The sequence below is a fragment of the Roseateles chitinivorans genome, from assembly GCF_050632145.1.
Classification (GTDB): domain Bacteria; phylum Pseudomonadota; class Gammaproteobacteria; order Burkholderiales; family Burkholderiaceae_C; genus Roseateles; species Roseateles chitinivorans_B.
The window spans coordinates 5,980,157-6,004,542 of record NZ_CP192577.1 but is presented as its reverse complement, the minus strand read 5'-3'; the positions used below and the strand labels follow the sequence as shown (position 1 = coordinate 6,004,542).

At 69.8% G+C, this 24,386-nt stretch carries 20 protein-coding genes; 12 read left to right on the top strand and 8 right to left on the bottom strand.

All coding sequences use genetic code 11. The annotated features are described in order from the left end of the window. Positions 1 to 216 precede the first annotated feature (216 nt). The 7 genes from ACQ86G_RS27495 to ACQ86G_RS27465 all read right to left on the bottom strand — a co-directional run bounded on the left by ACQ86G_RS27495 (position 217) and on the right by ACQ86G_RS27465 (position 8,136). Positions 217 to 1,302 (bottom strand): bifunctional riboflavin kinase/FAD synthetase, encoded by a 1,086-nt coding sequence (locus ACQ86G_RS27495; RefSeq protein ID WP_431258243.1) that lies wholly within the window; start codon positions 1,300 to 1,302, stop codon positions 217 to 219. A gap of 48 nt (positions 1,303 to 1,350) precedes the next feature. After that, on the bottom strand, positions 1,351 to 3,195 hold the full coding sequence (locus tag ACQ86G_RS27490; RefSeq protein WP_431258242.1) for an ATP-binding protein: 1,845 nt from the start codon (positions 3,193 to 3,195) through the stop codon (positions 1,351 to 1,353). 138 nt (positions 3,196 to 3,333) lie between these two features. Then, positions 3,334 to 4,143 carry a pseudouridine synthase gene (locus tag ACQ86G_RS27485; protein ID WP_431258241.1) on the bottom strand — a complete coding sequence of 270 codons (810 nt, stop codon included), beginning with the start codon at positions 4,141 to 4,143 and terminating at the stop codon, positions 3,334 to 3,336. Positions 4,144 to 4,224: 81 nt separating this feature from the next. Further along, on the bottom strand, positions 4,225 to 5,166 hold the full coding sequence (locus ACQ86G_RS27480; protein ID WP_431258240.1) for a P1 family peptidase: 942 nt from the start codon (positions 5,164 to 5,166) through the stop codon (positions 4,225 to 4,227). Then, positions 5,163 to 5,738, bottom strand: coding sequence for a DUF3617 domain-containing protein (locus ACQ86G_RS27475; protein WP_431258239.1), 576 nt, complete (start codon positions 5,736 to 5,738; stop codon positions 5,163 to 5,165). The genes ACQ86G_RS27480 and ACQ86G_RS27475 overlap by 4 nt, the downstream gene beginning before the upstream one ends. Before the next feature lie 82 nt (positions 5,739 to 5,820). Then, a complete protein-coding gene (locus ACQ86G_RS27470; RefSeq protein WP_431258238.1) occupies positions 5,821 to 6,942 on the bottom strand; it encodes an acyl-CoA dehydrogenase family protein in 1,122 nt (373 codons plus the stop codon). A gap of 15 nt (positions 6,943 to 6,957) precedes the next feature. Further along, the gene (locus ACQ86G_RS27465) at positions 6,958 to 8,136 is read right to left on the bottom strand and encodes an acyl-CoA dehydrogenase family protein (RefSeq protein ID WP_431258237.1); all 1,179 of its coding nucleotides are present in this window, start codon (positions 8,134 to 8,136) and stop codon (positions 6,958 to 6,960) included. 243 nt (positions 8,137 to 8,379) lie between these two features. Here ACQ86G_RS27465 and ACQ86G_RS27460 point away from each other — a divergent pair, with 243 nt between their 5' ends. The 6 genes from ACQ86G_RS27460 (at position 8,380) to ACQ86G_RS27435 (ending at position 15,009) form a co-directional block, all read left to right on the top strand. Continuing rightward, positions 8,380 to 9,414, top strand: a complete 1,035-nt coding sequence (locus ACQ86G_RS27460; protein ID WP_431258236.1) for an isoaspartyl peptidase/L-asparaginase family protein — start codon at positions 8,380 to 8,382, stop codon at positions 9,412 to 9,414. A gap of 54 nt (positions 9,415 to 9,468) precedes the next feature. Next, the gene (locus ACQ86G_RS27455) at positions 9,469 to 10,377 is read left to right on the top strand and encodes a DMT family transporter (RefSeq protein WP_431258235.1); all 909 of its coding nucleotides are present in this window, start codon (positions 9,469 to 9,471) and stop codon (positions 10,375 to 10,377) included. Next, complete coding sequence (locus tag ACQ86G_RS27450) at positions 10,374 to 11,480, top strand: enoyl-CoA hydratase/isomerase family protein (protein ID WP_431258234.1); 1,107 nt, start codon at positions 10,374 to 10,376, stop codon at positions 11,478 to 11,480. The genes ACQ86G_RS27455 and ACQ86G_RS27450 overlap by 4 nt, the downstream gene beginning before the upstream one ends. Before the next feature lie 211 nt (positions 11,481 to 11,691). Continuing rightward, positions 11,692 to 13,818, top strand: a complete 2,127-nt coding sequence (locus tag ACQ86G_RS27445) for a TonB-dependent receptor (RefSeq protein ID WP_431258233.1) — start codon at positions 11,692 to 11,694, stop codon at positions 13,816 to 13,818. 175 nt (positions 13,819 to 13,993) lie between these two features. After that, complete coding sequence (locus ACQ86G_RS27440; protein ID WP_431258232.1) at positions 13,994 to 14,626, top strand: hypothetical protein; 633 nt, start codon at positions 13,994 to 13,996, stop codon at positions 14,624 to 14,626. Then, complete coding sequence (locus ACQ86G_RS27435) at positions 14,623 to 15,009, top strand: hypothetical protein (protein WP_431258231.1); 387 nt, start codon at positions 14,623 to 14,625, stop codon at positions 15,007 to 15,009. Before ACQ86G_RS27440 ends, ACQ86G_RS27435 begins: the two co-directional genes overlap by 4 nt. A 66-nt stretch (positions 15,010 to 15,075) precedes the next feature. Here the strand turns inward: ACQ86G_RS27435 and ACQ86G_RS27430 are convergent, their stop codons facing one another. After that, positions 15,076 to 15,744, bottom strand: a complete 669-nt coding sequence (locus tag ACQ86G_RS27430) for a PEP-CTERM sorting domain-containing protein (protein WP_431258230.1) — start codon at positions 15,742 to 15,744, stop codon at positions 15,076 to 15,078. A gap of 272 nt (positions 15,745 to 16,016) precedes the next feature. On the opposite strand from ACQ86G_RS27430, the gene ACQ86G_RS27425 reads away from it, so the two are divergent. The 6 genes from ACQ86G_RS27425 to ACQ86G_RS27400 all read left to right on the top strand — a co-directional run bounded on the left by ACQ86G_RS27425 (position 16,017) and on the right by ACQ86G_RS27400 (position 24,382). Further along, complete coding sequence (locus ACQ86G_RS27425) at positions 16,017 to 18,269, top strand: hypothetical protein (protein ID WP_431258229.1); 2,253 nt, start codon at positions 16,017 to 16,019, stop codon at positions 18,267 to 18,269. Between the two features lie 84 nt (positions 18,270 to 18,353). Continuing rightward, a complete protein-coding gene (locus tag ACQ86G_RS27420) occupies positions 18,354 to 19,301 on the top strand; it encodes a peptidyl-prolyl cis-trans isomerase (protein ID WP_431258228.1) in 948 nt (315 codons plus the stop codon). Between the two features lie 8 nt (positions 19,302 to 19,309). Next, positions 19,310 to 20,347: a HupE/UreJ family protein gene (locus tag ACQ86G_RS27415; RefSeq protein WP_431258227.1), complete on the top strand. Its 1,038-nt coding sequence runs from the start codon at positions 19,310 to 19,312 to the stop codon at positions 20,345 to 20,347. Between the two features lie 11 nt (positions 20,348 to 20,358). After that, positions 20,359 to 20,988 carry a putative 2OG-Fe(II) oxygenase gene (locus tag ACQ86G_RS27410; protein ID WP_431258226.1) on the top strand — a complete coding sequence of 210 codons (630 nt, stop codon included), beginning with the start codon at positions 20,359 to 20,361 and terminating at the stop codon, positions 20,986 to 20,988. After that, positions 20,985 to 23,678 carry a fused MFS/spermidine synthase gene (locus ACQ86G_RS27405; protein WP_431258225.1) on the top strand — a complete coding sequence of 898 codons (2,694 nt, stop codon included), beginning with the start codon at positions 20,985 to 20,987 and terminating at the stop codon, positions 23,676 to 23,678. Before ACQ86G_RS27410 ends, ACQ86G_RS27405 begins: the two co-directional genes overlap by 4 nt. Positions 23,679 to 23,845: 167 nt before the next feature. Further along, positions 23,846 to 24,382, top strand: coding sequence for a hypothetical protein (locus tag ACQ86G_RS27400; RefSeq protein WP_431258224.1), 537 nt, complete (start codon positions 23,846 to 23,848; stop codon positions 24,380 to 24,382). The last annotated feature ends 4 nt before the right edge of the window (positions 24,383 to 24,386 follow it).

The following is a 24,386-nucleotide window of genomic DNA, read 5'->3' as shown; positions in this document are numbered from 1 at the left end:
GCAGGTTGAGCGTCGAACGGTAGTCGGCTTTCGCGTCGGCTTTCGTGTCGAGGGGGTGTCGGACTTGGAGGCGTCGGTCATGGCGGCGGCAATCGAAGGGGCGGCCGGAGGAGGAGGCCGCGAGAGAAGAGGGGGTGGCGCGCTGGGCGGGGTGCCGGGGAGGCAGGGCCGCGTGCCGGCTGAGCGGTCGAGATGAGCAGTCGGGTGCTCAGCCCTTCAAATTCGGTCGCGGGTGGTCTGGCGGCGGACGGCGGCGTGGGTCGTCGCCGGTTCGGCGAAGTACGCGCGTGCCTGGCGGACGTCCTCGCGGATCGCGGCGGTCAGGGCGTCCAGACCGTCGAAACGGGCTTCGTCACGCAGTTTGTGCAGGAGTTCCACGCGCACGAGTTTACCGTAGGCCTCGCCCGGCCCCAGGCGCTCGGCCAGCGCCGCCGGCCAGTCCAGCGCATGGACCTCCAGCAGCACGCGTCCGGCGTCCTCGACCGTCGGACGCACGCCCAGCGAGGCGACGCCGTCCAGCACGATCCCGCCCGCCATGCCGCCCGGACCGTCCAGACGGTCCTGGCCGTCGAGCCCATGCACGCGCACCGCGAAGATCCCATGCGCGGCCGGCTTGTCGTGGTCGAACTTCAGGTTCAGCGTGCGGAAGCCGTCGCCGCGGCCGGGCGTGGTCTCCGCGAGTTGCCGCCCCAGCTTCTGACCGTGGATCACATGGCCGGAGATCGCGTACGGCCGCCCCAGCAACCGGGCCGCGCCGTCCATGTCGCCGGCGGCCAGCGCCTCGCGCACGGCGGAACTGGACACGCGCAGGCCGTGCACCTCGTAGCTCATCATCCGCGCGACGTCGAAGCCCAGGCGCTGCCCGGCCGCGTCCAGCGTCGCGTAGTCGCCCTGGCGCTTGGCGCCGAAGCGGAAGTCGTCGCCGACCAGCGCGTACTTCGTCCCGAGGCCGTCGACCAGCACCTGCTGGATGAAATCCTGCGCCGGCAGCGACGCCAGCGCCTCGTCGAAGCGCAGCACCACGACCTGGTCGATGCCGCAGCGTTCCAGCTCCTGGAGCTTGTCGCGCAGCGTGGCGATGCGCGCCGGGGCCAGTTCGGGCTTGCCGAGCTTCTTCGCGAAGAAGTCGCGCGGGTGCGGCTCGAAGGTGAGCACGCAGGTCGGCAGGCCGCGGTGGCGGGCCTCCGACAGCAGCAGCGCCAGCATGGCCTGGTGGCCGCGATGGACGCCGTCGAAGTTGCCGATCGTCAGCGCGCACTGCGCCGCGATGCCGGGATGGTGGAAGCCGCGGAAAACCTGCATGGGCGGGGATTATCAGGCGCCGAGCGGGCCGGCGCCTCCATCACGGGATCAGGCGGCCGCCGCGGCCGGCGGCGAGGCGGGCAGGTGTTGCGTGACCACGTCCAGCAGCTCGTCCATCTCGAACGGCTTGACCAGGTGGCCATCCATGCCGCTGGCCAGGCAGCGGGCCCGGTCGTCCTCGACCGTGCTGGCGGTCAGCGCCACCACCGGCGTGCGCGGCAGCAGCCGGCGCGCCTCCTCCTGCCGCCACGCGGTGGTGGCCGCGTAGCCGTCCAGTTCCGGCATGTGGCAGTCCATCAGCACGAGGTCGAAGCGCTGCGCGCGCAGCTGTTCCAGCGCCTCGCGCCCGTGCTCGGCCGGCACGACGCGCAGGCCGCAGCGCTCCAGCATCGTCCTGGCGACCAGCAGGTTGACCGGGTTGTCGTCGACCAGCAGCACGCGGCCCGCCAGTTGCGGCAGCGGCCCGGGCGGCACGCCGGGGGACGGCGCGCGCGCCGGGGTCGCGGCCTCGGCCGCGCAGGTCTGCAACGGCAGCGTGAACTCGAACACCGAGCCCTGGCCCGGCGCCGATGCGCAGCGCAGGTCGCCGCCCATCGCGCGGGCGATCTCGCGGGAGATCGTCAGGCCCAGCCCGGCGCCATCCCGGCGGGCCCGGCCGGCACCGGCCCGGTCCGCCTGCTCGAAGGGCGCGAAGATGCGCTCCAGCTGGTCCGCGGGGATGCCGTCGCCGGTGTCCCGGACCGCGAAGCGGAGCAGGGTGCCGGCACGCATGTCCAGCACCGACGAGACCTCGAGTCCGACCTGGCCCTGGTCGGTGAACTTGATGGCGTTGCCCACCAGGTTGTGCAGCACCTGCTGGATGCGCGACGCGTCGCCCATCGCGCGGGCGGGCAACTGCGGCGCGACGGTCAGGGTGAAGTCCAGCCCCTTGGCGCGCGCGGATTCGCCCAGCAGCCGGGCGACGTCGCCGGCGACCTCGCGGAGGTCGAACGGCCGGGCGTCCACGACCAGCTTGCCGGACTCGATGCGCGCCAGGTCCAGGATGTCGTTGACCAGCGTCAGCAGATGGCGGCCGGAGCGGCGCACGATCTCCACCTGCTCGCGCTGCTGCGCGCTGAGGTCGCCGCGCTCCAGCAGCTGCGTCATGCCGATGATGCCGTTGAGCGGCGTGCGGATCTCGTGGCTCATCACCGCGACGAAGCGGCTCTTGCTGCTGCTGGTCTCCTCGGCCGCGTGGAGCGCCAGCCGGCGCTGCTCGGCCAGGCGCGCCTGCTCGAAGCGCAGGCGCAGCAGTTCCAGCGTGCCGGCCTCGATGCGGCGCGATTCCAGCACCGTCAGCAGCCAGAACATGACCAGTCCGCCGACGCTGAGCCAGCCGGTCACGCCGCCCTGCAGCGCGAGCCGGATCGCCAGCGGCGCGATCACCAGCGAGGCGAACAGCGCCTGCCCCCGCGCCCATTGACCCAGCGACACCATCGTGAAGGCGACCAGGCCGACCAGCGTCGTCATGACTGCGCCGTCGATCTCCGGCAGGTTGGGGGTGGCGAAGAGCGCGCCGATGACGCCCCAGGACAGGCCGTCCAGTCCGAGCAGCGCCAGGTAGTGGCGTTCCTCGCGTGTCGAGGCGCGATCCTGGAGCGGCAGGGCGGGGAAGCGCCGGGCCTGGAGCGTGCGCCACAGCGAGATGATCCAGCGCGCGCCCAGCCAGCCGAGCAGGTCGACGGCAGGCAGGTGCGGCCACAGCAGCACGACCGGCAGCAGGCCGAAGACGGCGCCCACGGCCGCCGGCATGGCCACGCGGGCCTGCAGGCTGCTCAGGCGTTCCGCCCGGACCTGGGTCGCCACGCTGATGGCGGCGGTGTCCTCGTGATGTTCGGTGTCAGAGATTCCCATACGACACGGTCGGCGAGGTTCCGGCCGATGCGCCCTCCAGGTGGATGCGCCGCTGCGCGGGCGGCGCTTCGGTGCGCGTTTCTACCCAAGGATGGTGACAAATGGACTCGGGGACTTCCCGGAAGTCCGCGGCCGGGTTCAGCCCGCCGAAGCGCCGGCGGACGGCGCCGCTGCCGGATCGGACATCGCCAGCTCGCGCTGACGGTCGTCGAGCCAGATCCAGCCGCCTTCCTTCAGGTCGGCCGGCAGTTCCAGCGCGCCGATGCGCTGCCGGTGCAGGCTCAGCACCCGGTTCCCTACCGCGGCGACCATCCGCTTGGCCTGGTGATACCGGCCCTCGGTGAGCGCCATCTGCAGGCGGCCGTCCGGCAGCCGCTCGGCGGACACCGCCCGCACCGCTTCCTCGGCCAGCTTCGGATTGCGTTCCTCCAGCAGGACGCCCGCGACGAGCTGGCGCAGCTGGGTCTCGTCCACCTCGGCCTTGCAGACCGCCTGGTAGAGCTTGGGCACGTGGTACTTCGGACTGGTCAGCTTGTGCTGCAGCGGACCGTCGTCGGTCAGCAGCAGCAGGCCGGTCGTGTCCTCGTCCAGACGGCCCACCGGCTGCATGTCGCGATTGCGGACCGGCTCGGGCAGCAGCGAGAACACGCTCGGATGGTGGCTCGGCTTGCGCGAGCATTCATAGCCGGCCGGCTTGTACAGCAGGATCAGCGCCTTCTCGTGGAAGGGCCAGGTCTGGCCTTCCACCTCGAAGACGAGGCCGGCGGTGAGGAAGGCCTCGTCCGGATCTTCGACGACGGTGCCGCCGACCGAGACCAGGCCGTGCCGCAGCAGCGCGGCGCAATGCCGGCGCGTGCCGAAGCCCTGGCTGAAGAGGATCTGGGCGATGGCGACCGGCTTTGAAGCCTTCGCCCGTCCGCCGGAGGTGGAGGAGGAATCGGAACTCATGGCCCCGATTGTCGCCGTCATGTCGCAGGCGTTCCATCGGCCGCCGACTTCCGGGCGTCGGCGGCCACGCCGTGGGGCCTCTCAGGGGGACCGGGTCTCGACCGCGTCCACGATCGCGCGCGCCACGACTTCCGCGGCCACCGCGCCGAGCAGCGTCATGTCGCCGTCGATGTCCGCGGCGCCGGTGGCGAGCGCGAACATCACGTCCCCGTCCATCACCGTGTGCACCGGATGGATCGCGCGCGCCAGGCCGTCGTGCGCGATCTGCGCGAGCTTGGTGGCCTGGGCCTTGGTCAGGCGCGCATCGGTGGCGATGACGCCGATCGTCGTGGCGCTGCCCTGCAGCGCGCCGCCGGGACGCTCGCCGTCGAGCAGCGCCTGGACGGTCGAGCGCGGTCGGCCGTCCGCCCCACGCGGGCCGGCGATCACCCCGCCGCGCGGATCGACCACGTCGCCCACCGCGTTCACCGCCACCATCGCCGACAGCGTCACGCCGCCGATGCGGACGGTCGCCATGCCCAGCCCGCCCGGCATCGAGCGCTCGACGCCCAGCAGCTTGCCGACGGTCGCGCCGGTGCCGGCGCCGACGCGTCCGCGCGATCGCTCGTCCGCCGAGGCCGCCTCGCAGGCGGCCCGGCCGGCCGCCGCATCGGGCGCGGTGGACGCGCCGTGCCGCCACAGGTCGAAGAGCACGGCCGCCGGCACGATCGGCACGCGCACCTGGCCGACAGGGAAACCGTGGCCCCGTTCCGCCAGCCAGCGCATCACGCCGTCCGCGGCCGCGAGGCCGAAGGCGCTGCCGCCGGTCAGCAGGATCGCGTGGACCTGCTGGACGGTGTTCTCGGGGCGCAGGAGTTCCAGGTCGCGGGTGCCGGGCGCGGCACCGCGCACGTCGACCCCGGCCGTCGCGCCGCGCTCGCACAGCACGACGCTGCAGCCGGTGGGCACCGCGGGGTGCGTGAAGTGGCCGACCTTCAGGCCGGCGACGTCGCAGAGGGCGCCGGCGTCCGGTCCCCCGCTCAAGGCTTGCCGCCCTGCGGCTTCAGCGAGCCGCAGTCGCTGCCCAGGTAGCGGGCTTCGCCGGTGGAGCGGATCACCTCGGTCTTGCCGTCGCGCTGCGCGCGGATCTCGCTCTTCGTCTTGTAGTGGTCCGGACCGAGGAAGGTGATCTCGTTGGTCCCTTCCGAGGCCGGGTTGGTGCAGCGGAAATTCACCAGCATCGTGTCGCCGTTGCGCTTGCTGTCGTGCTCGCACTTGCCGTCGGTGCGGGGCATCGCGGCGCGGTCGGCCTGTTCCTTGGTGACGCAGGACTTGAGCGTCAGCTCGCCGCCCTGGAAGTTCATGCTGACGCCGTGCTGCGACATCATCGATTCCATCTGCTTGCGTTGCTCGGGCGGCAGCGCCGCCATCTGCTTCTGCATCTGCTCCATCTGCGCCTGGCGCTGCGGATCGAGCTGCGGCTTCTGCCTGATCTCCCACAGCCCGGGCTTGAAGTCCTGGGCGGAGGCGGTCATGGCGGCGGCCGCGAGCAGCACACCGGCGATCAGGGAGGAGGGGGCGAAGGCGGACGCAAAGGAGGAGGGCGCAAGGGACATGGCAGGCTCCCTCGCCGGAGGGGTCGGCGAGCGATGGCCAGTGTACGCAGCAGCGAGCCGGTCAGCCCGGCTCGCGGCGGTGTCACGCAAATACGCCGGCCGTGTCCTGCATGCGCGCGCTGACCTCGCCCAGGTGATGCAGCGAGTCGCCGTACTGCATCTCCATGACCGCCAGGCGCTTGAAGTAGTGGCTGCCGATGTACTCGTCGGTGACGCCGATGCCGCCGTGCAGCTGCGTGCACTGCTGGCCGACGAAGCGCATCGACTGCCCCAGCTGCACCTTGGCCTGCGAGATCGCGCGGCGGCGGGCGTCCGCCGGCTCGTTCAGCTTGAGCGTGGCGAAGTAGCTCATCGAGCGCGCCAGCTCCAGCTGCATCTTCACGTCGGCCATGCGGTGGCGCAGCGCCTGGAAGCTCGCGATCGCGACGCCGAACTGCTTGCGCGTGTTCAGGTATTCCGCCGTCAGCGCGACGAAGCGGTCCATCGCGCCGACCGCCTCGGCCGCCTGCGCGGCGATGGCGATGTCGACGGCATGTTCCAGCACCGCGAGGCCGCGGTCCGGCCCGACCAGCAGCGTGGCGGGGGTGTCCTGGAGCGTGAGCTCGGCGGCACGTGATCCGTCGTGCAGCGCATAACCGCGCAGCGCGACGCCGGCGGCGTCCTTCGCGACGAGGTAGAGCGCGATGTTCGCGCCGGCACCGCCGGCGCAGGCAGGCACGATGAACGCATCGGCCGCGTCGCCGGCCGGGACCACGCTCTTCGCGCCGGTCAATCGGTGATCGGCGGTCGCGACCGTGTCGCAGACGTCGAGGCGGTAGCGCGCCTTGCGCTCCTGATGCGCGAGCACGACCAGCGCCTCGCCGCCCGCGATGCGCGGCAGCCACTCGCCCTGCGCGGCTTCATCCGCCTGCGCGAACACGGCCGGAGCGACCAGTCCGCCCTGCGCATAGGGCTCCATCACCAGGCCGCGGCCCAGTTCCTCCATGACGACCATCGCCTCGGCCGGGCCGAAGCCCAGGCCGCCATGCGCCTCGGGCACCGCCAGCGCGGTCAGGCCGAGTCCGGCCAGCGCGTTCCAGGCCTCGCGCGAGAAGCCGCCCGCCTTGACGATCGCTCGGCGCTGCTCGAACCCGTAATCCTTGTCGACGTAACGCCGCACCGCATCGCGCAGCGAGTTCTGGTCTTCGGTGAAATCGAAATCCATGTCGTGTCTCCTGCCTCAGCCCAGAACCGTTTGCGCGACGATGTTGCGCTGAACTTCGTTCGAGCCGCCGTAGATCGTCGTCTTGCGGTAGTTGAAGTAGTGGCTCGCGAGCGGCGCGCAGTGGGCCGCGCCGACCTGGTCGCCCTGCCAGCCGGCCTCCATCGCCTCCTGGATGAAGGGCGTCGAGTACGGCCCGGCGGCCAGCATCATCAGCTCGGTGTAGCGCTGCTGGATCTCGCTGCCGCGGATCTTCAGCAGGCCGGCGACGTCCAGCGACTGCTTGCCGCTGGACTCCGCCGACAGCACGCGCAGCACCATCATCTCGAGCGCGACGATGTCCACCTCCAGCAGCGCGATCTGGTCGCGGAAGCGCGGGTCGTCGTAGACGCCCTCGGCCTTGGCGATGCGCTTCAGGCGCTCGAGCTCGCGCTTGCCGCGGTTGACGTCGGCGATGTTGGTGCGTTCGTGCGCGAGCAGGTACTTGGCGTAGGTCCAGCCCTTGTTCTCCTCGCCGACGAGGTTTTCCGCGGGGACCACCACGTCGTCGAAGAAGACCTCGTTCACCTCGTGCTCGCCGTCGAGCATGGTGATCGGCCGCACGGTCACGCCCGGCGACTTCATGTCGATCAGCAGGAAGGAGATGCCGGCCTGCGGCTTGACGCTGGCGTCGGTGCGCACCAGGCAGAAGATCCAGTCGCCGTACTGGCCCAGCGTGGTCCAGGTCTTCTGGCCGTTGACGACGTAGGTGTCGCCGCGGCGCTCGGCGCGGGTCTTGACCGAGGCCAGGTCCGAGCCCGAGCCCGGCTCGCTGTAGCCCTGGCTCCACCAGACGTCGCCGCTCATGATGCCGGGGAGGTGGCGCTCCTGCTGCTCGCGCGAGCCGAAGGCCATGATCACCGGCGCCACCATCACCGGCCCGAAGGGCACGACGCGCGGCGCGCCGGCCAGCGCGCATTCCTCTTCGAACAGGTGGCGCTGCACGGCGTTCCAGCCGGGGCCGCCGAACTGCTTCGGCCAGGCCCAGCCATGCCAGCCCTGCTTGCCCAGGATGCGTGCCCAGCGCTGCAGATCGTCCTTGTTCAGCCGCAGCGCGTTGTGCACCTTGTGGCTGATGTCCTTGGGCAGATGGTCGGCCACCCACTGGCGGATGTCGGCCCGGAAGGCTTGTTCCTCGGGCGTGAAGTTCAGGTCCATGCTCGCGTCTCCTGCGGTCCTTGATGTCTTGTCCTGTGCTCGTCTGCTGCGTGTCTCGGGACTGCGCCGGTTTTTAGCACGAGCGTTCGCTTTTTCCTGTCCCGACCGGGACAAAGCCAGGGCCATCCCGGGGGCGGAGGAGAATGCGCGACTTCCGGGCTCCGCAGATCCGCCATGACCGCCTCGCTTCCGCCCCCGTCCTCCTCCCTGTCCTCCTCCTTGTCCCCCGCCGTGTCCCCCGCCTTGTTCCCGACCTCCCTGCCGCGGCCCGTGCTCGCCCTGCACGGCGGCGCGGGCACGATCCGCCGCGACAGCATGAGCGCGGACATGGAGGCGCGCTACCGCGCCGCGCTGGTGGAGATCCTGGCCGACGGCGCGGCGCGGCTGGCGCGCGGCGAGGCGGCGATGGCGGTGGCCGTCGAGGCCGTGCGCCGGCTGGAGGAGTGCGAGCTCTTCAACGCCGGCAAGGGCGCGGTCTACACGGCGGACCAGCGGCATGAGCTCGACGCCAGCGTCATGGACGGCCGCGATCGCAGCGCCGGCGCGGTGGCCGGCGTGACGCGGGTGCGCAATCCGGTGCTCGCGGCGCGGGCCGTGATGGCGCACAGCGGCCACGTGCTGCTGATCGGCACGGCGGCGGACAGCTTCGCCTTCGAACAGGGGCTGGAGCGCGTGGCGCCGGACTGGTTCGGCACGCCGCAGCGGCTCGTGCAGTTGGAGCAGGCGAGGGCGTCGGCTTCCGGCCAGGTGCTGGACCACGACGGGCAGCAGGCGGTGGCCCAGGCCGGCGCGGCTGCCGGTGCTGGCGGTGCGGCCGGGACTGTTCGGACCAGCGAGGGCCCCATCGACGAGCAGACCAAGTTCGGCACCGTGGGCGCCGTGGTCCGCGACGCGGCGGGTCACCTTGCCGCGGCGACCTCCACCGGCGGGATGACGAACAAGCGGCCGGGCCGCGTCGGCGACTCGCCGATCCCGGGCGCCGGCTGTTATGCGGACGACCGCAGCGTCGCCGTCTCCTGCACGGGCACCGGCGAGGCCTTCATCCGCGCCGCGGCCGCGCACGAGGTCGGCGCGCTGATGCGCATCGGCGGCCTGCCGCTGGCCGAGGCCTGCGCCCGCGTCGTGTTCGAGGAACTGCCGACGGTGGGCGGCGACGGCGGCCTGATCGCCGTCGACACGTTGGGCAACGTCTGGCTCGGCTTCAACACCGAGGGCATGTACCGCGGCTGGGTCGAAGCCGGCGGCGTGCCGGTCGTCGGCGTATACCGGGATGAGTGAGCGTGAATGGGTGTGGCTGAGACCGGACGACCACGAACGGAGCCGACCGCCGCCATGAGTCACCGCGCTGCCGTCCTGCTGATGCTGCTGGTCACGCTGCTCTGGAGCACGGCCGGCGCGGTGTCGCGTCATCTCGATTCGGCGCGCGGCTTCGAAGTGACCTTCTGGCGCAGCGCGTTCAATGCGCTGGCCTTGACGGCGATGCTGCCGCTGCTGCGCGGCCGGGACTACTGGCGGCGCGCGCTGCCGCGCCTGCGCCGCTCCCCGTCGGTGCTGGGCTCGGGCCTGTGCTGGGCCGTGATGTACACGGCCTTCATGCTGGCGCTCACGATGACCGGCGTGGCCAACGTGCTGGTCACGATGGCGCTGGGGCCGTTGCTGACGGCGCTGTTCGCCCGGATCTTCCTGCATCAGCGCCTGGCCGCGCGGACCTGGGCGGCCATCTGGGTCGCGAGCGCCGGCATCGCGTGGATGTTCGCGAGCGAGATGAGCGCCGGGCCGTCCGCCTGGCTGGGCATGGGCGTCGCGCTGGCGGTGCCCGTCGCCGCGGCCAGCAACTGGACGCTGCTGCAGGCGCGCGCCGGCGATGGCGAGACCGACCTGCTGCCGGCCGTCTGGCTGGGCGCGCTGCTGTCGGCGCTGGCGACGCTGCCGCTGGCCTGGCCGTTCGCGGCCTCGGGCCGGGATCTGCTGATGCTGGCCGGACTGGGCGTGTTCCAGCTGGCGGTGCCCTGCCTGATCGTCGTGCGGCTGACGCGCGTGCTGCCGGCGGCGGAGGTCGCGTTGCTGGGCCTGATGGAAGTGCTGCTGGGCGTGCTGTGGGCCTGGCTGCTGGCGGACGAGGCGCCGTCGCCCGCGGCGCTGCTCGGGGGTGTTATGGTGCTGGCCGCATTGATAGGTAACGAGCTGCTGGCCGCGTGGCGCCGCCCGGCAGCCTCTACGAGTGGAGAAATGTCGCTGTGATTCCGTCGCTGCAATCCGAAGGGCAGGTCCTCGCCGAGGTCAACGGCTGCCTGGGCCTGATCACCTTGAACCGTCCGCAGGCGCTCAATGCGCTGTCGCTGGCCATGATCCGCGACATGACCGCGCTGCTGACCGCGTGGGCCCGGGATCCCGCCATCCAGGCCGTCGCCCTGATGGGCGCGGGCCGCGAGGGCAAGCCTGCGGCGTTCTGCGCCGGCGGCGACATCCGCTTCTTCCATCGGGCCGCGCTCGCCGGTGACGACGCGCTGGACGCGTTCTTCACCGAGGAATACGCGCTCAACCACCTGATCCACCAGTTCCCCAAGCCCTTCATCGCGCTGATGGACGGCGTCGTGATGGGCGGCGGCATGGGCATCAGCCAGGGCGCGCGGCTGCGCGTGCTGACGGAGCATTCCAAGCTGGCGATGCCCGAGACCAACATCGGCCTGTTCCCGGACGTCGGCGGCGGCTACTTCCTGTCGCGCTGCCCCGGCCGCAGCGGCGAGTGGCTGGCGCTGACCGGCCAGGTCATCGGCGCGGGCGACGCGATCGAGCTCGGCCTGGGCGACGTCTTCGTCCGCAGCAGCGAGCTGCCGGCGATCGTCGAGGGCTTGCGGACCGGCGTGCAGGACAGCGCCGAGCACGTGGTCGCGACGGTGATGGAGCGCGTGGACCTGGCGCCCGTCGCCGAGCACTGGAATGCGCGCGCGCTGATCAACCGCCACTTCGCGGCGGACTCGGTGCCGGCGCTGTTCGCGTCGCTCGCCGCGGATGCCGACCCCTGGGCGCAGCACACGCTGGCGACGCTGAAGCAGCGCTCGCCGCTGATGATGGCGGTCACGTTGGAGCAGATCCGGCGCGCCGGGGCGATGACCCTGGCCGACGACCTGCGCATGGAGCGCGACCTGGTGCACCACTGCTTCCATCTGCGGCCCGGCGCGGCCAGCGAGACGGTCGAGGGCGTGCGTGCGCTGGCCGTCGACAAGGACCATGCGCCGAAGTGGAACCCCTCCCGCGTCGAGGACGTGACGCGCGCCGACGTCGAAGCCTTCTTCCGGAGCCCCTGGACGGCGGCCGAGCACCCGCTGCGCGGGCTCGACTGATTGCGGCTGATCGCGGATCCATGGATCGCCCGCGCTGTCCCTCACGGGAGTGACGGGCAACACCCGGCCCCGCGTTTTCAGAGAACCTTCACACCCGCTCCCTAGAGTCGCCGCACGCCGCACCCCCTGTGCGGACTGATTTCGGAGCGACGGACGGATGACGATCAGGCGAGGGCCCGGTGCCGCGAACAGGGCGCGCTTAGGCGCGGTGGTGTTGGCGGTCTGCGGCCCCGCGTGTGCCCAGATATCAGGGAGCACGGCCGCCCCTGAAGCCGGTACGGCGACCGCGTCGCGGGATGCGGTCGAGAAGCCGATCCGGATCGCCAGGGCGGAGCCGGTCACCCTCGACCGCGTCGAGCTCAGCGGCCGCCACTACGACAACGCCGTCGGCACGACGGACGCCGCCTCGCAGGGCGCCGTGAGGGCGGAGCTGCTGAAGAGCCGTCCCGCGCTGCGGCCGGGCGAGGTGCTCGAGTTCGTGCCGGGGCTGATCGTCACGCAGCACAGCGGGGACGGGAAGGCCAACCAGTACTTCCTGCGCGGCTTCAACCTCGATCACGGCACCGATTTCGCGACGACCGTGATGGGACTGCCGGTGAACATGCCCAGCCACGCGCACGGGCAGGGCTACTCGGACCTCAACTTCCTGATCCCGGAGCTGGTCGAGCGCATCGACTACCGCAAGGGGCCGTACTTCGCCGGCAATGGCGATTTCGCGGCGGCGGGGTCGGCGGACATCGGCTACTTCCGCCAGCTCGACGATCCGTTCGTCGCGCTCACGCTGGGAGAAGGCCGGTACCGGCGCGGCCTGGTGGCGGGATCGACGGACATCGGCGGCGGCATGCAACTGCTCGGTGCCGTGGAAGCGATGCGCAATGACGGTCCCTGGCAGCTGCCCGAGGATCTGAACCGTCGCAACGTCGTGCTGAGCCTGTCGGGTGGCACGGGTGGCGCCAGGGGCACGAACGGTGACCGCTGGCGCATCGGGCTGATGGACTACCGCGCGGACTGGACGTCGACGGACCAGATCCCGCAGCGCCTGATCGACGCGGGCACCTTCGACGGTCGGCCGTTCGGGCGGTTCGACGCGGTCGATCCGAGCGACGGTGGCGACACGCGTCGCAGCAGCCTGTCCGCGGAATGGCAGCGGGATGCGGATGGCGCGACCACGCGCCTGGCCGTCTACGCGATGGCTTACAAGCTGGCGCTGTACTCCAACTTCACCTACGCCATGGAGCGCCCCGAGGTCGGTGACCAGTTCGCACAGAAGGATGACCGCAAGGTCTACGGTCTGAGCGGCAGTCACGCGTTCGATCACTCGCTGGCTGGCCTGCCGGCGCGTTCGGAGTTCGGCTTCCAGGTGCGCCAGGACCGGGCGCGCGTGGGGCTGTTCAACACGGTGGCGCGTGTTGTCATCGATCCGGAGACCGACACGACGCGCGATGACGACGTGCGCGAGACGATGTCCGGCGTCTACGGCCAGACCAGCGTCGAGCTCGCGCCGTGGGCGCGCTCGGTGTTGGGCTTGCGCGCGGACCAGGGGCGCTTCCGCGTGGACCACCGCGCCGGGGAGGGCAACTCCGGGAACGCGCGCGATACGCGGGTGTCGCCGAAGTTCTCACTGGTGCTGGGCCCGTGGGCGAAGACGGAGCTCTTCGTCAACGCCGGTCGCGGCTTCCACAGCAACGACGCGCGCGGCGTGACCAGCGCGGTCGATCCGGCGCAGGGCCTGGTGAAGGCCAAGGGCTACGAGCTCGGCCTGCGCAGCGAGATCGTGCCCGGGCTGCAGAGCTCGGTCGCGTTGTGGAAGCTCGACTTCGATTCGGAGCTGGTCTACGTCGGCGACGCCGGCGCGACCGAGGCGAATCGCCCGAGCAAGCGACGTGGCATCGAGTGGAACAACCGCTACGTGCCGCTGCCGTGGCTGCTGATCGATGCGGACCTCGCGTGGACGCATGCGCGCTTCTCCGATGCGGATGCGGCGGGCGATCGCATTCCGAATGCGGTCGACAAGGTGGCCTCGATGGGCGTGGCGGTGCGCGAGCTCGGACCGTGGTCGGCGAGCCTGCAATGGCGCTACCTCGGCAGCGGCGCGTTGATCGAGGACAACAGCGTCCGTTCTCATTCGTCGCTGACGACCAACCTGCGCGTGAGCCGGCGCTTCGGCGCGAAGACCGAGCTGACGCTGGATGTCTTCAATCTCTTCGACCGCAAGGTCAACGACATCGAGTACTTCTACGAGTCGCAGCTGCCCGGCGAAGCGGCGCCCGTCGCCGACCGCCACGTGCATCCGGCGGAACCGCGCACGCTGCGCGTGACCCTGCGCCGCAGCTTCTGAAACGACGCTGAACCAATGACCTCTTCTGCGTCAACGCGGGGGGACTGACCTACTTCAATCAACGCCCCCCATCGGAACGCCCCTTGGAGGGAATCGACAAACGCCTCTCCGCTCCGACACTGCATGCATTCGAGCCGTGAGCTCGGTGGTTCTGAAGTAGTGAAGGAGACACGCGATGGGGTTTGCAGGAGTGGAACACGAGTTGGAGATGGAGCCCGAAGTCGAGGCGCTCGACGAGCGTCTGACCGAGCCGGAGACGGATTCCAGTGTCCCCGGGAAGCCGGTAGATTCGACACTGGTCGTGGCTGAAGAGGATTGGATGCGCGGTCTGGCGCCGCTGTTGCGGGTCTTGCGCGAACCGGAGACGCTGTTCGGCGCATCGTCCGATCGCACGCCGGAGCCACGCCGGCCTGTTGATTGGGAGTCCGCACCTCGCCAGATTCAGGATTGCTTCGAGTATTGGGAAGCGAGTTGCACGGATGTCCTGCTTCACCTGATGCTCGCTGCGGACCTGCTGCGAGACCATGCAGTGAAGATCTGTCGGGGCGACATGCAGATCACGATCCTTCAGCACGAAGATCTCTCGCCGAGCCTCTTCATTGAACTGAGCATCGATGCGAGCTCAATGCAGGCCATGACGTTGACGCATGAGTTGGATCGTCGCGCCTTCGACATGGAACTGGCTTGTGACGGCTTCGTGTTCTGCTTCATGGACGGCGAAGGAGGTGATGACGAAGAACTGGAGGCGAATGCGGATCCTCTCTCCGTCAGGCCGAACCAATCAGTTCGCGAGGAGGCGTTCACATGACCACCAAGCCTGGAGACCTGATGTCGGTGGCGGACGCCCTGTCCATCGAGGAGGGAGAGGCGTGGCAGCGTTCTGCCATTTCGCGGGCGTACTACGCCAGCTTTCACCGGTGCCTGGCCTGGGAGTCGGGACTGCCGAAGAAGGCCCCCTCCGTTCGGCAGAAAGGCAGTGAGCACCAGCAATTGCTCAATCGCCTGAAGAAGCCGAATTCCAGCTGTTCCGACAAGGAAAGGCAGCTGTCGATCAAGCTTCACAGCCTGCTCCGCTCTCAAAGGGCACGGCGGATCAAGGCGGACTACCGGATCGATGAGGATGTGACTCGCAAGGAAATGCGACGGCAGCTTGCTGATGCGAAGCAACTGTTCCGCGCATGCGGCGACTGACCGCGATCAATGCGCCTCCCGGCGCATTGATCGTCGTTGCAGGGCCGGTGGAGCCCCGCTGCCGATTTACTTCGACTGCTTGCGTCGCGCTACGAACCCGACGGCCGCCAGGCCGGCCAGCATCAGCGCGTAGGTGCCCGGCTCCGGCACCGCCGTGAGGGCGATGTTGTCGATCGCGCCGTTCAGGCCGCCGCTGAACACCAGCGAGCGCCCCACACCGGCGAAGCTCACCGACGCCAGGTCGAAGTGGCAGTACGACGAGTCCGAGCAGCCCGACTGCGCGTTGTTGGCCAGCGAGAACGAACCCAGGATCGAACCCGTGCCGTTCAGGCCGCTGTAGATCGTGACCGCGCTCGCCAGTGCGCTGGCCGACGAGTAGTACAGCGACACCTCGCCGGTGAAGCCCTTGGCGACGTTCATCAAGCCGGTCTCGCCCAGGTTGTTGAACATCACGCCGCCCATCGTCGGGGCGTTGCTGAAGTAGTTGCCGCTGGGGCTGTCGGCCAGGCCGTCATTGACCAGGCCCAGGATCGAGCCGCTGAACGACACGCCCAGGTTGACGCCGCTGGCGCCTGCGCTGTCGGTGCCGCCGTTGTAGTAGTCGGCGACCGAGGCGAAGCTCGTCGGGCCGTCGAAGTCGATCCAGGCATTGGCGGCGTGGGCGGGCGCCGCGGACAGGGCAAGGGCCGACAGCGCGGCCAGGGACATCAGCAAGGGGGAAGCAGCACGCTTCATGGCGGTTCTCCGGTGGGGGTCAGGGGTTGCCTCCCGCGTGCGGACCGGGCGGATCGGACCTGCACGTCGAGACGCGTCGCCCGGCAGTCTCGAATCCGTCCAAGGCAGTCGCGTGACGGATGTCTCGTTCCACGGGTTTCCCGCGTCCCTGGTTTCAGGGGACGCGATTCCGGGTGTTGCCACGGCGCTGTCACGGCTCGGTCAAGCCGGCTTTCTACGCTGCGCGTGACTTTTTCCTCATCCGGTCCTCGCTGACTCCTGGAGCAACCACCATGCGCTTCCCCTTCGCCCGACGCGACGTCGCCCTCGCGGCGCTCGCTGCCCTCGGCTCCCTCTCGCTGAGCACCATCCCCGCGCCGGCCGCCGCCGCGGGCAAGACGCCCGGCCGCTACGTCAGCGGCGACTTCCACAACCACACCACCTGCTCGGACGGCTCGATCTCGATGCAGAAGCTGGTGAAGAAGGTCACCGACAAGCAGGACACCCCCTGGGGCCTGGACTGGTTCGTCCAGGCCGGCCACGGCGGCAACGGCAACCGCAACTGCACGCTGGTGGAGGACGCCTCGCTGTCCACGCCGGCCTACCCGTTCGTGCAGGGCCAGGGCCCGACGACGACCTGGACCGCCAGCATCGGCGCGGCCGCGATCAAGGGCGACAACGGCGGCGTCGGCGGCAACGGCAACATGTGGCGCTGGCAGTCGATCCAGGAGTTCCAGTACCCGCTGCTGGAGTACCTGTCGGTCGCCAAGAACCTGCCGTTGTTCATCGGCATGGAATCGGTCGTCGCCGGCCATGAGCACAGCTCGATGTCCATCGTGACGGGCCAGATGCCCAACGGCATCGACAACACCACGCTGCCGGCCAACGGCAGCTTCTCCGCGCTGGGCAACGCCGACGCGCTGGCGCAGTGGTCCTACTGCTTCGACCGCGGCGACACCGACCGCAGCCGCGGCAACGTCACCGGCTCCAACGTGGGCAACAACTGGAACTGCGCCGTCTCCGGCAGCAACAGCCAGGCCGACGCCAGCTGGAACGCCCAGGCCCAGAAGCTGATGCCCGCCGGCGGCGCCGGCACCGGCACGCGCGGCCACCTGAAGACGGTCGAGGCGCTGAAGTGGATGGCGCAGAACCATGCGACCGCCAGCTACTACGTGCCGGCCCACCTGGAGCGCGCCGGCCCGTTCTACGCGGACGGCAACCAGGGCTTCAACGTCGAGCACCTGCGCAACTTCAACAACGCGGCCCCCGGCATCGCCTTCGGCTTCGAGTCGCAGCCGGGTCACGGCGCTTCCGCCAACCGCGGCGAGTACCAGGTCAACCGCAACACCTTCGGCACCGAGAAGGTGGACTCGGTCGGCGGCACGACCTTCGGCGGCACCGGCGTGTACGCGGGCGTCGTCGGCGGCGTGTGGGACGCGCTGCTCGGCGAAGGCCGCAACTTCTGGTTCTTCGCCAGCTCCGACTGGCACAACCGCGGCAGCTTCGGTCCCGACGACCGTCGCTCGACGCAGGACTTCTATCCCGGCGAATACCAGCGCACCTACGCGATGGTCCGCAACGGCACGGACAAGCTGCGTCCGCAGGCCATCGTCAACGGCCTGCGCTCGGGCAACGCCTGGTCGACGACCGGCCAGCTGATCGACCGCCTGGCCGTGGTCGTCTGCGCGTCCTACGCCGGCCCGGGCGCCCGCAGCAGCGCCTCGGTCGAGCAGCTCGCGCTGAATGCCGCCTCCGGCAACACCGACACCGACGTGACCGGTTGCGCCACGATGGGTGAGAAGCTGGTGGTGCGTCCGGGCGCCGAGCTCGTCGTCGCCGTCGCGGTCCGCGATCCGGCCGGCACGAACTACTCGCCCTACAGCTTCCCGAATCCGTCGCTCAAGCAGGTCGGCATCGAGCAGCCGATCAACCAGCCGGTGCTGGACCACATCGACCTGATCCGCGGCCTGGTCAGCGGCTACCGCGCGCCGGGCTCGGCCGACTACGCCGGCGAATGGCCGCGCAACACCAACTGGCTGCGCACCGACGGCACGACCACCGGTCTGGCCAGCGTGCCGGCCGCGGCGAAGAACACGACGGCCGCGGTGATCCGCACCTTCAACGGTGCCGGTTCCACGCCGTGGGTCAAGGTGAACTCGGGCGCGGACAGCACGCAGTTCCTGAAGATGAGCTACCGCATCCCGGCGGTGACCGCGTCGCAGTACGTGCGCCTGCGCGGCACCAACCTGCCGGCGTCGGTGCCCTTCGAGACGGACGGCAGCGGCAACCCGCTGGCCGACCTGTACACCAACGCCAACGACTCGACCAAGCTGCGCATCGCCTGCACCACGGTGGGCACCAACGTCCCGGCCAACGGCGGGACCTACACCGGCACGACGATCGACGGCTGCCCGAACCACCTGCCGACCGTCGGCGGCGTGAAGTACGTGGCCTACGACGTGGCGGCCTGGTCGGACCTCTGGTTCTACAGCAACCCGGTCTACATCGAAGTCAGCGGTTCGACTCAGGTGGCTGGCGTGAAGTAAACGCCGGGCCCTGAAGCCCTCTGCGCCGCGCGTTTCGACGCGCGGCGCATTTCCATTTTCAGAAGTGATCCGATTGCCATGTCGATGACGATGCCCCCTGCGAACGAAGCGCGCGCTGCTTCCTCCTCTTCTTCGGCCTCCTCGTCCGCCAAGGGCGGATGGCCCGCGTGGACGCGCGAGCCGCTGCTGCACTTCCTGCTGCTAGGCGGCGTGCTGTTCGGCGTGGACCATGCGATGGTGAGCCGTACGGAGGATCCGATGCGCATCGTCGTCGGCCCGGAGGTCGACGCGGAGGCGACGCAGGTCTTCACCGCGTCGCGCGGCCGCGCGCCCGATGCGAAGGAGCTGGCCGCGCTGCGCCAGGTCTGGCTCGACAACGAGGTGCTGTACCGCGAAGGCCTCGCGCTTCAGCTCGACAAGGGCGATACCGCGATCCGCGAGCGCGTGATCTTCAAGTCGCTCAGCATGATCGACGCCGGCGTGAAGCTGCCGCCCGCCGACGACGCGCACCTGCGGGGCTGGTTCGAATCGCACCGCGCGAAGTACGACGATCCCGCGCGCTTCGACTTCGAGGAGGCGGTGCTGGCCGGGGATGCCGACGAGGCGGCCTTGCGTGCCTTCGTCGCAAAGCTGAACGCGGGCACGCCGGGGACGTCCGATGCCGGCGCCGGCCTGCGCGTCTTCAAGGGTCGGCCGCACGCCAACCTCGTGCAAAGCTACGGCGCGGACTTCGCGCAGGCGATCGAATCGTCGACGGTCGGCGAATGGCGCGTGTTCCGCACGATGGAGGGCGGCAATCCGGCGTGGCGCGCGATGCGGCTGGTCTCCACGTCGCCGGCCCGTCCCGGCGATTTCAATGTGCTTCGCGGCGTCGTGCTGCAGGACTGGACTGATGCGACGCTGTCCGAGCAACGCAGCGCGGCCGTGCTCGCGCTGAGGCGCAAGTACACGATCAGTCGGGAGGTCGCCGCGTCCACGACATCCCCGGCGAAGACCGCACCGACCGCGGCGGTCGGAGGCGAATCGAAATGAGCCGCTGGATGCGAAGGATCCTCGGTCTGTTGATGGCGACGGCAGCGCTCGTGGGCGGCAGCGCGCACGCGCACGAAATGAGCATGGCCGAGATGCAGGTGCGCGAAACCGCGCCCGGTGAGTTCATCTGGCAATGGACGGCGAGCGAGAAGCGCGCCGCCGACGAGGTGCTCGCGCCGGCATGGCCGGACGGCTGCGCCGCGGAAGGCCTGAACCTGCATTGCGGCAAGGCGGGCCTGACGGGCACGCTGACGATGGCCGGCGTCGGCCGGCAGTACTCGGCGGCGCTGGTGAAGGTGTTCTGGGTCGACGGCCAGACCAGCGTCTACACGCTGACGGCGGGGCAGCCGTCGGTGCAGTTGTTCGGCTCGGCGCAGGACCGGCGCGGCATGCGCGAGATCGCCCGCGCGTACACGCTGCTGGGCGTGGAGCACATCCTGGCGGGCATCGACCACCTGATGTTCGTGATCGGGCTGCTGTTCCTGGTCGGCTTCCGGCGTCAGCTGCTGTGGACCATCACCGCGTTCACCGCGGCGCACAGCCTGACGCTGGGCATGAGCGCGCTGGGCTGGCTGCAGCTGCGGCCGCCGCCGGTGGAAGCCACGATCGCGCTGTCCATCGTGCTGGTCGCGTGCGAGGCGCTGAAGCCGTCGCGCCGCCGTGATGACGGAACGAATGGCAGGAGCGACGACGGAACCCGGGTCGGGAACTGGAACGGCAACGGCAACGGCAACGGCAACGGTGACACGCTGGCGCGCCGCTGGCCGGCGCTGGTGGCCTTCCTGTTCGGGCTGGTGCACGGCCTGGGCTTCGCCGGCGCGCTGCGCGAGATCGGCCTGCCGGAGAACCACCTGCTGGTCGCGCTGCTGACCTTCAACGTCGGTGTCGAGATCGGCCAGTTGATGACCGTCGGCGCGTGCTGGGCGCTGTGGCGGGTGTCGCGCCGCTGGCCCTGGACCGGTCGGCTGCGTACCGCGCTGCTGTACCTGATCGGCTCCGCGGCGGCGTACTGGTCGTGGCTGCGCATCGCGGCCATCGCCGGTTGAAGGGCGTGGACATGTCGACCTCCGAGACCTTCAGCCTGTTCCCGACGCCTGTGACGCGCGTGTCGGGCGCCTTGCCGCCGGCGTTGGTGGCGGCCCTCGTGGCCCATTTCAGCGCGCAGGCCCAGCGCGACAACAACAGCTCGTCGAAGCTGGTGCACACGCGGATGCTCACGCCGGGCGACAGCCCCTTGCTGGTCGAGGTCGCGGGACTGCTGGCCGGGCCGCTGTCGGAGTTCGGCGCGCTGCTCTTCGGCGAACGCATGGCCTGGGGCGTCAAGGAGCTCTGGGTCAACGTGATGGCGCACGGCGGCCATCAGGCGATGCACAACCATGCCAACAGCTTCGTCTCTGGCATCGTGTACCTGACGGGGACGGACGACTCGGCGCGGACCGTCTTCATGAAGTCGCCGGGCGGCACCGACTTCAGCTTCAAGAACGATCATCCCGGCATGGTCGCGGGACCGTTCAACGCGGAGAAGTGGATCAGCCCGTCGCCGTCGCCCGGCGACCTGGTGCTCTTCCCGAGCTACCTGATGCACGCGGTGCCGCCCAACGACGGCGGGACGCGCCTCAGCCTCGCGTTCAACGCGATCCCGGCGCGGCTGAACTCGTGGGGCTACACGGTCGGGTTCAGCGGATGACGACACGCGCGCGCCGCGTCGCACCGGTGCTGATGGGCCTGTCGGGCTTCGCGGGGCTCGGCTACCAGATGGTCTGGACGCAGCAATGCGCGTTGTGGCTCGGATTCGAGGCGGCGGCCGTGCTGGCCGTGATCACGGCGTTCTTCGGCGGACTCGCGCTGGGCGCGATCCTGGTGGGCGGACGGATCGAGCGCTCCGCGCATCCGTTGCGCTGGTACCTGGCCTGCGAGGCCTTGATCGGCCTGTGGGGCCTGGTGCTGATCGTGCTGATGCAGCCGGTGGGGGATGCCGTCGAGCACTGGATCGGCGCGGAGCCCACCGTGTGGTGGCAATGGACGGTGACCTTCGGTGCGAGCTTCCTGCTGCTGTTGCCCGCGACCGCGGCGATGGGCGCGACGCTGCCGGCGATCGAGCGGATCGTCGGTGCCCGCGCGGACGAGGCAGGCGAAGACAAGCGTTCCATCGCCGGGCTCTATGCCGCCAACACGCTGGGCGCCGTGCTCGGCGTGCTGCTGGCGACGTTCTGGCTGGTGCCGGCGTTCGGGCTCTCGGCGACAGCGGGCGTCTGCGTGGCGCTCAACGCGGTGTGCGTGGTCGGCGCGTGGCAGTGGCTTCACCCCGGGCGGTCGAGCGCGGCCCTGCACGATGCATGGAGGCTCCCGTCCGGGACCTCCACGCACCGTTCCGGTCCCGCCGGCGCTCGCTGGACACGGGCCTTGGCCTTGACCCTGTTCGCGCTCAGCGGCCTGCTGGGCATCGGGTACGAGGTCGTCGTCGTGCGCGTGCTCAGCCAGCTCAACGAGGACACCGTCTACACCTTCGCGTTGCTGTTGGCCGTGTACCTCGTCGGCACCTCCCTCGGCGCAGCAAGCTACCAGCGGTGGTGGCGACGATGGGGGAAGCAACAGGAAGAGGACTGGCTCTCGTCCTTGCTGCCCGGTGTCCTCGGCGCGACCTGTCTGATCGGCCTCGCTGCGTTATGGGCCGCACCGGCTCTGAAGAGCGGGGCCGTGAACGTGTTCGGCACGGGGTTCGCGGCGGCGCTCGGCGCCGAAGCGCTGCTCGCCGTGGCCGCCTTCGGGCTGCCGACGCTCGCCATGGGCGCGTGGTTCAGCCATCTGAGCGCGCAGGCGATGGGGCAGGGGACCGCCTTCGGGCGCGCGCTCGCGGTGAACACGCTCGGTGCCGCCCTGGCCGCGCCGCTGTTCGGTGTGGTCATCGCGCCATGGTGCGGTCCGAAAGCGGCCTTGCTGTTGATCGCCGGCGGCTATCTGGTCGCCGCCGTGGCCGGCTCGAAGACGTGGCGGCGTCCGACGATGGCGGCGATGACGGCGATCGCGACGATCGCCCTCATCGTGATGGCTGTCGTCGGCGCACCGCTCGCGTTCGTCGAGGTGCCCGACGGCGCACGTCTGGTCAGCTACGCCGAGGGCAGCATGGCTTCGGTCAGCGTGGTCGAGGACGGCGCCGGCGTCGCGCGGCTGCGCATCAACAACCGCCAACAGGAAGGCAGCAGCGCGAGCCTGTTCGTCGACGGGCGTCAGGCCTTGCTGCCCGTGCTGCTGCACCCGGCACCGCATCGCGCGTTGTTCCTGGGATTGGGCACGGGTGCGACCTCGGGCGCTGCGGCGCAGGATGTTTCGCTGCAGGTGGACGCGGTCGAGCTGCTGCCTGAGGTGATCGAGGCGTCACTGCATTTCACGCGGGCATTGGGGCTGGACGGCGCGATGCCGCGCCTCGTCGCTGCGGACGCTCGGCGCTTCGTGCGTGCGTCCGAGGCGCGCTACGACGTGATCGTCTCGGACAACTTCCACCCGGCACGCAGCGGCTCCGGCGCGCTCTACACGCGCGAGCATTTCGCCGCGCTGCGCGAGCGCCTCGCGCCTCAGGGGCTGTTCTGCCAATGGCTGCCGTCGCACCAGCTCGACCTCGACAGCCTGCGCAGCATCACGCGCGCCTTCTTGGCCGCGTACCCCGATGCGTTCGCGGTGCTGGCGGCCAACAGCCTGGAAACGCCGGTGATCGGACTCGTCGGTGGGCGCGATCCTGCTGCTCCGCGTTCGACGGCCTCGTCGACGCAGACTCAGACCGCTATGCCGACCTTGGCGTCCTGGCACGCGCGCGTCGAAGGGGCGCCTGCGCGACGCGATGGCCGGTCGCTGGCTGACTTCGGGCTCGACGACGAATTCGCGCTGCTCGGCAGTGTCGTGGCGGGACCTGGATCTCTCGCTGCCTTCGCGGGCCGGGTGCCGACGAACACGGACGATCGTCCGATCGTCGCGTACCTTGCGCCGCGTCTCGTGTACGCGCCGACATCGACGCCGAAGGAGCGGCTCTTCGAGTTCCTCCATCAGGTGAGCGCCTCGCCGTCGGACGTCGGTGTGCAGTCCCCGGACGACTCGCGTCGAGTCGCCGCGTACTGGCAGGCGCGCGATCGATTCCTGGAAGCGGGACGTTCGGCCCGTTCTGTCGCCGATCCTGCGGCGATGCTCGCGCAAGTGGGCGAGCCGCTGCTCGATGCCGTGCGCTTGAGTCCCGATTTCCGGCCCGCCTACGACCCGCTGCTGCAGATGGCCATCGCACTGGCGCCGCGCGATGCGGCAACGGCGCGACGCGTCCTCACCGCACTGCGCGACGCGCAACCCGCGCGCATTGAGGCGGCACAAGCACTGCAAGCCATGGGGCAGTGATCCTGGCGATGACCCTCGCAATGGCCCTCATGAGTATGTGCATGGGGACTCACCTACTCGAAGTGATTTCCCCATCGATTCGCCCTTCGAGGGGAATCGACAAACGCGCTTCTGATTCGACACTGCATGTCTTCCCGGGTCGTGGACCGGGCAACAGGAGATGTGGAATGAACATGAATGCGCAGTTGGAACGGGCAACTCTGGTGGTGGCCGGCATGTCGCGGCTTCCGCCCCGGAAGACTTTCCATTTCTACGATCTGATGGCCATCCTGCGAGAGCCGAGCGCGCTGTTCGGAGAGCCCTGCGACAAAGACGTCGATCCGAATGCCAAGTGCCCTCGCGTCGACTGGGAAGAGTTGCTTGATGTTGCTCAGCAGACGGCTGCCGAGAATGGCATGACGGCAACGAGCATGGTGGAGATTCTGCAAGTCGCTGCAGAGGTGCTGGAGGAGAGCAGCCTCAAGATCTGTCGAGGCAATCCGGAACGCGTCGACATCTACGCGGAGGAGATGGAGGAGCCTGGCTTCAGCTACGACCTCCGGGTCGACGCGCCTCACAAGGTTGCTCGGGCGCTTAACGACAAGTTCATTCTGCGTCTGATCGATCGCGACATGCTTCGGCATGGGTTCATGTTCGGATTCGTCGGCGAATGGACCGATGAAGAACTGGCCGAAATTGATCGCTTTGATGCGGATATTGAGTGAGGAG

Bases quoted from the DNA above. Each gene is read 5' to 3' on its own strand.
- ACQ86G_RS27405 (WP_431258225.1), top strand. From the start codon at position 20,985: ATGACGACACGCGCGCGCCGCGTCGCACCGGTGCTGATGGGCCTGTCG.
- ACQ86G_RS27425 (WP_431258229.1), top strand. From the start codon at position 16,017: ATGCGCTTCCCCTTCGCCCGACGCGACGTCGCCCTCGCGGCGCTCGCT.
- ACQ86G_RS27495 (WP_431258243.1), bottom strand. From the start codon at position 1,302: ATGCAGGTTTTCCGCGGCTTCCACCATCCCGGCATCGCGGCGCAGTGC.
- ACQ86G_RS27415 (WP_431258227.1), top strand. From the start codon at position 19,310: ATGCGAAGGATCCTCGGTCTGTTGATGGCGACGGCAGCGCTCGTGGGC.
- ACQ86G_RS27435 (WP_431258231.1), top strand. From the start codon at position 14,623: ATGACCACCAAGCCTGGAGACCTGATGTCGGTGGCGGACGCCCTGTCC.
- ACQ86G_RS27410 (WP_431258226.1), top strand. From the start codon at position 20,359: ATGTCGACCTCCGAGACCTTCAGCCTGTTCCCGACGCCTGTGACGCGC.
- ACQ86G_RS27420 (WP_431258228.1), top strand. From the start codon at position 18,354: ATGACGATGCCCCCTGCGAACGAAGCGCGCGCTGCTTCCTCCTCTTCT.
- ACQ86G_RS27485 (WP_431258241.1), bottom strand. From the start codon at position 4,143: ATGAGTTCCGATTCCTCCTCCACCTCCGGCGGACGGGCGAAGGCTTCA.
- ACQ86G_RS27400 (WP_431258224.1), top strand. From the start codon at position 23,846: ATGAACATGAATGCGCAGTTGGAACGGGCAACTCTGGTGGTGGCCGGC.
- ACQ86G_RS27440 (WP_431258232.1), top strand. From the start codon at position 13,994: ATGGGGTTTGCAGGAGTGGAACACGAGTTGGAGATGGAGCCCGAAGTC.
- ACQ86G_RS27490 (WP_431258242.1), bottom strand. From the start codon at position 3,195: ATGGGAATCTCTGACACCGAACATCACGAGGACACCGCCGCCATCAGC.
- ACQ86G_RS27475 (WP_431258239.1), bottom strand. From the start codon at position 5,738: ATGTCCCTTGCGCCCTCCTCCTTTGCGTCCGCCTTCGCCCCCTCCTCC.
- ACQ86G_RS27465 (WP_431258237.1), bottom strand. From the start codon at position 8,136: ATGGACCTGAACTTCACGCCCGAGGAACAAGCCTTCCGGGCCGACATC.
- ACQ86G_RS27430 (WP_431258230.1), bottom strand. From the start codon at position 15,744: ATGAAGCGTGCTGCTTCCCCCTTGCTGATGTCCCTGGCCGCGCTGTCG.
- ACQ86G_RS27455 (WP_431258235.1), top strand. From the start codon at position 9,469: ATGAGTCACCGCGCTGCCGTCCTGCTGATGCTGCTGGTCACGCTGCTC.
- ACQ86G_RS27470 (WP_431258238.1), bottom strand. From the start codon at position 6,942: ATGGATTTCGATTTCACCGAAGACCAGAACTCGCTGCGCGATGCGGTG.